This window comes from Vibrio sp. 05-20-BW147, assembly GCF_013369385.1.
GTDB lineage: Bacteria > Pseudomonadota > Gammaproteobacteria > Enterobacterales > Vibrionaceae > Vibrio > Vibrio floridensis.
In genome coordinates, this window is record NZ_SZTO01000063.1 from 1 (window position 1) to 1,907 (window position 1,907).

General features: G+C 39.0%; 3 protein-coding genes and 1 pseudogene. All 4 read right to left on the reverse strand.

Annotated features, from left to right (window positions below; all coding sequences use genetic code 11):
- Nucleotides 1-27: 27 nt before the first annotated feature.
- Nucleotides 28-702, reverse strand: a complete 675-nt coding sequence (locus FC652_RS19840) for a hypothetical protein (RefSeq protein ID WP_176299874.1) — start codon at nucleotides 700-702, stop codon at nucleotides 28-30.
- 180 nt (nucleotides 703-882) lie between these two features.
- Nucleotides 883-1,314 carry a hypothetical protein gene (locus tag FC652_RS19845; protein WP_176299875.1) on the reverse strand — a complete coding sequence of 144 codons (432 nt, stop codon included), beginning with the start codon at nucleotides 1,312-1,314 and terminating at the stop codon, nucleotides 883-885.
- A 25-nt stretch (nucleotides 1,315-1,339) separates the two neighbouring features.
- Nucleotides 1,340-1,441 (reverse strand): DUF3265 domain-containing protein, encoded by a 102-nt coding sequence (locus FC652_RS19850; protein ID WP_176299876.1) that lies wholly within the window; start codon nucleotides 1,439-1,441, stop codon nucleotides 1,340-1,342.
- A gap of 361 nt (nucleotides 1,442-1,802) precedes the next feature.
- Nucleotides 1,803-1,907 (reverse strand): annotated as a pseudogene (locus FC652_RS19855) (DUF3265 domain-containing protein); the annotation flags it as partial.

Below are 1,907 nucleotides of genomic sequence, written 5' to 3' on the forward strand. Positions count from 1 at the left end.
CTCTTAAATTGCTTGTTAGTGCGCTTTTTACCGTTCTGGCCAATACTGGCGAAATTCATCTTCAACTGTTTTTATGATTAGCTCAATACAGGCAAAGAATTCATCTGAATGTCCGCTAAACGAATAGATGCGTGAGTCAAAGTGCGATCTATTTCTTCTATCTTTTAATGCCTCTAGTCCGTTGAGAGCCAAACCATCCGGTGATAATAAAGAAATATAGTCTGGTTTAAGAAGAATACTTCCGTTTATTGTTACACTTTTAAAACATTGTAAAGTGGCCGTATCTTTTAAACTTTCTACAGATACCTTTTGTTCAGCAACATCAAGGTCAGATACTTTTTTCTTTTTGTTATCATAGCGATGAATGACATACCCATCTTTCAACAACTTAGAGCACATTACATGCTCAAATGAAGCAAATAGAAGCAAGTCATCGGCAATTCCATTGTAGCAAGACTTCATCAGCTCCATCGTTTCAAACGTCTCACCTGCGCGTTTCTCTAGCTCACTTATAGATAACCCCCCTGTTTTTGTCTGTTCTTTCAATTTCTCATTCTGCAACTTCAGAGCGGCTATCTTTCCATATATTGAAGTTTTTTCTAAAAGCTTATAAGCATTCATTGCGGCATTGATAGCCGAAGAGTTTAATATCGATTGATTTTTTTCCAAATAGGAAATGTGAATATCTTCATGACTTGGCACTAATATATCTCCTTGAGCAGATGTAGCGCACTAACGCCGCGTTAAGGGGCGCAGGCACGCACTACAAAAGTGACCGCATTACGCCTTAACCACTAAACCCAACGCAAATTGAAAATGCCACGCGTGCCAAGTCCCTCTTTAACGCTTTGTTAGCTGTTTTTTACCTAAGTTGCTTTTTTCTTATTCTTTTACTAGTGCTTTCGTTTGGCCAAAATTCTTGCTCACATCCCCTGTAAACATCATCGCCAATAAAATACCGTGGAGAGTAAGTGATGTACTGTAAATCATATACTCCCATCCAGACATAACAATAGGTCCTAATATAGGTAAAAATGGAACAAAACCAATCGAAGTAACTACATAGAACTTTCTCGCCCAAGACTTAAAAAACCACAAACCTGCAGCCAGTATTGGATAAAATAATACGTATGCAAGGAGCAACATGCTTAGCACTGCCTGAGCCGGAGATGTTTCCTCATATTGCGCTTGAGATAAGTAATCTTGCAATATCAGTGGCAAGGTCTCTGATAGGCTAAACGATGCGACGAAGCCTGCTATTGAAAAAAGTAAGCCTGAAATTAATACAAATTTAAACATTGATGTTGAAGACATTTTTTCTCCTAAATACTCTTTACAGCTAACGCCGCGTTAAGGGGTGAATGCCGCCTAAACCAACCTTCAGCAGACCACCTTCACCACCAAAACTCACAGTAAACCAGAAATGCCACGCGGCATAAATCCCGCTTTAACGCTTTGTTAGGTGAGATTACACACATTACCAAATGTAACTAGGCAACTTAAAAGACTCACAACGATAAAACTAACAAAAAAAACAAAAATAAAGTACAACCTTTGGACATATTGGTTTTGCTTATCAAACTCAATAGCAGAGTTTACTACAGTAAAACACGCAACAAAGTTAGCTAAAGAAAGTTGGCCTAATAATATCATTAAGCCAGTATCTTGCAGGTACCGATTGAAAACACTAACAATAGATAAATTGCTTTGATGCGCTTCATACACCCACCCCACACAAAACATCACGGGTAGTGAAAGTAAAAAAAATATAGGAAGCTTTAGCCTGAACTTTCGCATATCACCTAACGCTGCGTTAAGGGGTGAATGCCGCACAAACCAACTTCCCGCAGACCACTTTCACCACTAAAACTAACCGCATACTAAAAATGCCACGCGGCATGAATCCC

What these genes read in the sequence shown, in the direction of transcription:
- FC652_RS19845 (WP_176299875.1), bottom strand. Translation starts at nt 1,314, where the DNA reads ATGTCTTCAACATCAATGTTTAAATTTGTATTAATTTCAGGCTTACTT.